Origin of the sequence: Mesorhizobium sp. M7A.F.Ca.AU.001.01.1.1 (assembly GCF_004022735.1) — a bacterium.
GTDB classification, from domain to species: Bacteria; Pseudomonadota; Alphaproteobacteria; order Rhizobiales; family Rhizobiaceae; genus Mesorhizobium; species Mesorhizobium ciceri.
The window spans coordinates 1-5137 of record NZ_RZPF01000491.1 but is presented as its reverse complement, the minus strand read 5'-3'; the positions used below and the strand labels follow the sequence as shown (position 1 = coordinate 5137).

General features: G+C 64.8%; 6 protein-coding genes. 3 read left to right on the top strand and 3 right to left on the bottom strand.

Annotated features, from left to right (window positions below):
* Window positions 1–242 (bottom strand): ester cyclase (locus EN884_RS25225; RefSeq protein WP_164895143.1); only part of this gene is annotated, 242 nt, incomplete at its 3' end.
* A gap of 255 nt (window positions 243–497) precedes the next feature.
* Here EN884_RS25225 and EN884_RS25220 point away from each other — a divergent pair.
* Entirely contained in the window at window positions 498–599 is a 102-nt protein-coding gene (locus tag EN884_RS25220; protein ID WP_013530742.1) for a hypothetical protein, read from the top strand.
* 137 nt (window positions 600–736) lie between these two features.
* A complete protein-coding gene (locus EN884_RS25215; RefSeq protein ID WP_063168575.1) occupies window positions 737–2854 on the top strand; it encodes an EAL domain-containing protein in 2118 nt (705 codons plus the stop codon).
* A 54-nt stretch (window positions 2855–2908) separates the two neighbouring features.
* Here the strand turns inward: EN884_RS25215 and EN884_RS25210 are convergent, their stop codons facing one another.
* Window positions 2909–3103 (bottom strand): hypothetical protein, encoded by a 195-nt coding sequence (locus EN884_RS25210; protein WP_024501638.1) that lies wholly within the window; start codon window positions 3101–3103, stop codon window positions 2909–2911.
* Between the two features lie 207 nt (window positions 3104–3310).
* On the opposite strand from EN884_RS25210, the gene EN884_RS25205 reads away from it, so the two are divergent.
* Window positions 3311–4042 carry a 3-keto-5-aminohexanoate cleavage protein gene (locus EN884_RS25205; RefSeq protein ID WP_063170281.1) on the top strand — a complete coding sequence of 244 codons (732 nt, stop codon included), beginning with the start codon at window positions 3311–3313 and terminating at the stop codon, window positions 4040–4042.
* Window positions 4043–4077: 35 nt separating this feature from the next.
* Here the strand turns inward: EN884_RS25205 and gcvA are convergent, their stop codons facing one another.
* A complete protein-coding gene (gene gcvA, locus EN884_RS25200; protein WP_063168574.1) occupies window positions 4078–4980 on the bottom strand; it encodes a transcriptional regulator GcvA in 903 nt (300 codons plus the stop codon).
* Between the last annotated feature and the right edge of the window lie 157 nt (window positions 4981–5137).

The window sequence follows — 5137 nt, the reverse complement described above, 5'->3', positions numbered from 1 at the left end:
ACATAGTCGCCCTCGGCAATCAGGTCGGCGGTGGCCCAGAAGTTGAGGTCCGGGAAGGCGGCGCGGAAGTCGGCCATGAAGGCCTTGATGTCGTCGCGGCCGCGGCGCGGCTCGTGCAGCGAATATTTCAGCAGCATGTCGGGTGCCGCGATCTCGTCGACGACCGACAGATCGCAACGTTCACCCCAGAAGTGGGTGAACCATCTGACGACGACGGCCTTGTTGTCTTCTTGCTTGGTCATTGGAAGGTCCTTGTTGTTGTCGTGCATGGGATCATCGGCGCCGCCGATGATCCAGGGGTCACCGGCTTGCGCCGCTGACCTGGGCAGCAGTAGGACGATCCGCCAGACACAAAACTCCGGTTCCTGCCGGCCAATCGAAAAGGCGGGTTCGGCGCCGGGCAGGGCCGCCTGGGCCGGAACCCGTTCCGCTGAGCCCAAGCATGGCTGCCCCGCCTCAGCTAGACCCTGGAAATCGGATGGCCACGGGAGAAGGCGATGGCAATGAAGAAGACCTATGAAAAGCCGAGGCTCGAGAAGCGCGAAAGACTGTCCGGCGTGACGGCGGGCAATGTCGTGTCGTCGACCTGGGGAAATTGACGGCTGCCTGGAGTAGTTCGGTACGGCCTTGATGAACAGGGGCTCCCAATCAGACGTCGACACTCCGCCCGCGCGGTAACTGTTTCTTCTCTGGTTTTGCCGCAGATTGCGCCGCGGTGGAGCAGGCGAAGCAGACGATGGCGCGTCAGGGTAAGAAAAGTCGCAATGGAACGTTCTGGGCAAAAGCCCTGGAGCGCGCGCATCTTGGCGTCTGGGACTGGGATCTTGTGACCGGCGACTGCTTTTATTCCGCGACCTGGGCGCGGATGCTAGGCTACGATGAGAGCGAATTGGCCAACACCAGCGACCTTTGGCTGCAACTGACCCATCCCGACGACCGCGAGCGGGCGCTGGCCAGCGGCGACCGCCACATTGCCGGCCTGACCGACGCCATCGAGACCGAATTGCGGCTGAAGCACAAGCAGGGACATTGGGTATGGGTGCTCGATCGCGGCGGCGTCGTCGAGCGCGACGCGATGGGAAAGCCGCTCAGGCTGATGGGTGTGCAGACCGACATCTCCAAGCAGAAGGCCGCCGAGGCCGAACTCGAGCAGGTCAATGTGCGGTTTCGCCTGGCGCTCGCCGCCAGCGGCACCGGCATCTGGCACCACGACCTCGCGGGCGGCAAAAGTTATTGGGACCAACGCACCAGGGAGATTTTCGGGCTCGTCTCCGACACCGCCGAAGTCGAGCGCGACCACTGGTTCGGCTATCTGCATCCGGACGACAAGGAGGCCGCGTCGCGCGCGCATCTGGTGCCGCTCGAAACGGACAAGGTCACCGCCGTGCAATACCGCATCGTGCGGCGCGACGGAGAGGTCCGGCACATAGAATCCCTGCTGCGTTTCATCGCCGACCCGCAAATCCGGGACCGCCGGCTGGCGGGGCAGATCCTGGGCACGGTGCGCGATATCACCGAAGACAAGCAGCGCGAGCAGGAGCTTGCCTATGCGGCCCGCCATGACGCGCTCACCGGTCTCTTGAACCGCGCCGCGTTCGACCGGCTGCTGGCCGATCATATCGCGGCCGCGCAGTTGCTGCCGCTTTCCGTGTTCTATGTCGATCTCGACTACTTCAAGGCGCTCAACGATTTTGCCGGCCACGCGGCCGGCGACCTGGCACTGAAAAGCGTTGCGCAAGGCATTCTGGGCTGCCTTCCCGCGACGGCGCATGCCGCGCGCCTGGGCGGTGACGAGTTCGCGCTGCTGATGCCCAATTGCGATGCGGCGCAGGCCGGGCGGCTGGCCGACGCGGTACTTGCCGCGGTTCGCGATGCCGAACTTGGATCGACGGCCACGTCGCGCAAGCTGGCGGCCTCGATCGGTATCGCTTTCGTCGATGACGCCGACACGACGGTGGCCGACGCGCTGGCCTGTGCCGACGACGCCTGCTATGCGGCCAAGGCCGCCGGGCGAAACCGATTTGCCGTCTTCTCCACCGATACGGCATCGGGTTCGGGTGGCCTCAACGCGGCGCGCATCGTCGCCGATACCGTCGATGCCATGGAAGACGGCAGGCTGAAGCTGTTTGGCCAGGAAATCCATCTTCTGGGCCGTCCCTGGCAGGAAAGCCGTCATGTCGAAGTCTTGGCCAGGCTCGCCGCACGCAACGGCCGGCTGGTGCCACCCGGCGAGTTCATTCCGGTGGCCGAGCGGTTCGGCATCGCGTCGCGGCTCGACCGCTGGATCATCCGCACCGCGCTGTCGCGGCATGGTGCCGCCTTGCGTTCGGGGGCGCTGACGCTTGGCTTCAATCTGTCGGCGCAGACGCTGAGCGATCCGCAGCTTTGGGACTTCGTCGACAGCGTCATAGAAGAAACCGGGGCGCCGCATTCGGGCATCGGCTTCGAGATCACCGAAACCGCCGCCGTCACCAATTTCGATGCCGCCGAACAGTTCGTGCGCAAGGCGCGCGAGCGGCGTTGCCGGGTCGGCCTCGATGATTTCGGAGCCGGCATGAGCTCGTTCGAATATCTCCGGCGGTTCCCCGTCGACACGATCAAGATCGACGGTTCCTTCATCGAGCACATCACGCAAAGCCGCTTCGACCGCGAGATCGTGCTGGCCATCACCAGCATTGCCCGTAGCCTCGGCTGCGACGTGGTCGGTGAGAAGATCGAACGGCAGGACACGCTGGCCATGTTGAGCGACATGGGGGTCGCCTTCGGCCAGGGATTTTTGCTGCACCGGCCGGAGCCGCTCGAGCGAATTGTCGCGCGCGCAACCAAGGGAGCGACGGCCCGCAAGGCATCGTGATCCGGGTGCGGCGAGTTTCAGGCCAGGCCGGACTGGCCTGAAACTCGACACTTTCTATCCGGTTCGCCGCGCCGTCGATTGCGGGAACTCCAGCACTCCAGCCTCGGGTCGCCTGTGCTGCGCCTCCGTCACCGCTTCGATCAACAGATCGAGCGCGTCACAGGCGGCACGGCTCGTCTCGTCATTGCCCTGCAGATAATGATAGGCGCGTTCGAGGTGGATGCGGGCGGCTGAAAAATCGCTGGTCAATGGTCCCTCCATGATCCCGCCCTAAAAAGAGCTTGCCGGAGACGAGGGAACGCCGGGTAAATATCCACAAGCGGCTTTTATTCAAATGCCGCCGAATGTTGTGAGCAGACGCGCGGCGTTGAAGCTGCCGATCTCCCCTACGAGGGGGAGATTGGCAGTTTCAACGCCGCACAGCTACACTGCGGCCCCTTGCGCAAGGTGACATCGATGATCGTCCAGGCCTGCATCAACGGCGCGCGTCCGCGCGATTTCCACCCGAAGCTGCCGCTGACTGCCGAGGCAATGGCCAGCGATGCGGCAGCCTGCGTCGCCGCTGGAGCGGCCGAACTGCATATCCATCCGCGCGGCACCGACGGACGCGAAAGCCTGGCAGCCGTCGACGCCACGGTGCTGGCGGTGCGCCGGACCTGCCCGGGAACACTGGTTGGCGTGTCGACCGGCGCCTGGACCGAGAACGACGTCGAGCGGACCCGAGCGGCGATCGCCGGCTGGCGAGACCTGCCTGACTATGCTTCGGTCAACCTGTCCGAACCGGATGCGCCCGCCGTGATGGAGTTGCTGCGCCAGCGTGGTGTAGGCATCGAGGCGGGGCTAGCCGTCGTCGCCGATGCCGAGCGCTTCGTAGCGCTTCCTGGCCACAACCAGGTGCTGCGCATTCTGATCGAGATCGATATCCCCGACCTGTCCGCTGCACTCGATGAAGCGCATGGCATCGCCGCCGTACTCGAGCGCGCCGGGGTAGGGCGGCCGATCCTGCTGCATGGCGTCGACACGACTGTCTGGCCCCTCGTCGAGCTTGCGCATCGCCAGCGCTGGTCGACACGGGTCGGTCTGGAAGACGGCAAGACGCTCGCCGATGGCAAGACAGCCAAGGACAATGCGGAAATCGTCGCTGCCGCCGTGGCGATCTTTCGCGGTGCGCCCGTCGTTGCCTCATAGGCAAGCGGCTTGACGTCTCCGTGCGTGCGAAGGTCTCACGACAAAGGTCGTCGCTCTCCGGCATCCAGCAACCATTGCCGCACGGCTTGCGTCGGCTCGGGGTGGCGCTGTTTTCTCGGCATCACGACATAAAAATCCTGCGTGCCGCGCATTTCGCCGCTGACGGGCTGAACCAGACGGCCGGCGGCGAGGTCGGCGGCGACGAGAAAGCGGCTGGCCAGCGCAATGCCCTGGCCGGCCACCGCCGCGTCGATGGCGAGGCCGGTCTGGTTGAAGCGCATGCGTTTGAGTTCGGTCGTCATCTTCAGGCCGACGGCCTTTTCCATGAATTCCGGCCACAGATTGTGGGCATCGTGCAGCAGTACGTGGTGCTGGATTTCGGAGGCCGCGATCTCGATCGCGCCGGCCGGCAGCAGGGCCGGGCTGCACACGGCGACGATCTGCTGGGGAAACAGCAGGTCGACGACCAGCCCGGCGCCGAAGGGTGGGCGGCCCTGCCTGACCGCGATGTCGACGCCATCGGCCTGGAAGCTCGACAGGCTTTCGCTGGCCAGTACGCGCAGGTCGACCAGCGGGTGGTGCGCGACGAAGTCGTGCAGTCTCGGGATAAGCCATTTGGTGGCGAAGCTCGGCGTCACGCTGATCGTCAGCCGCGCCGGCTCGGGACGAAGCAGCAGCGTCGCCTCCGAGATCAGGTCGAAGGCGCGGCGGATGTTGGGGACATAGGCGCGGCCCTCATCGGTCAGCGCCAGGCCGCGCGGCAGCCGCTCGAACAGCTTCGTGCCGAGATCGGCCTCCAGCCCGCGAATGTGCTGGGCGACCGCCCCTTGCGTGACGTTGAGCTCTTCGGCCGCGATGCGGAAGTTGAGATGACGCGCCGAGGCTTCGAAGGCGCGCAGCGCATTCAACGGCGGCAAGCTGAGGAAGGTTTCGGGCATGCAGTAGTTTTTCTACAGGTTGATTTCAGGCATTCTGGTTCGAACCGACGGGGAAAACCAGCTATATCGACGCTCAACTCCCGAAAACACCGCTTGCGGTGCCCGCAAACCCTGAGAGGAAAATCCGATGAGTGTAGAAAAAGTAGCTGTGGTGGTG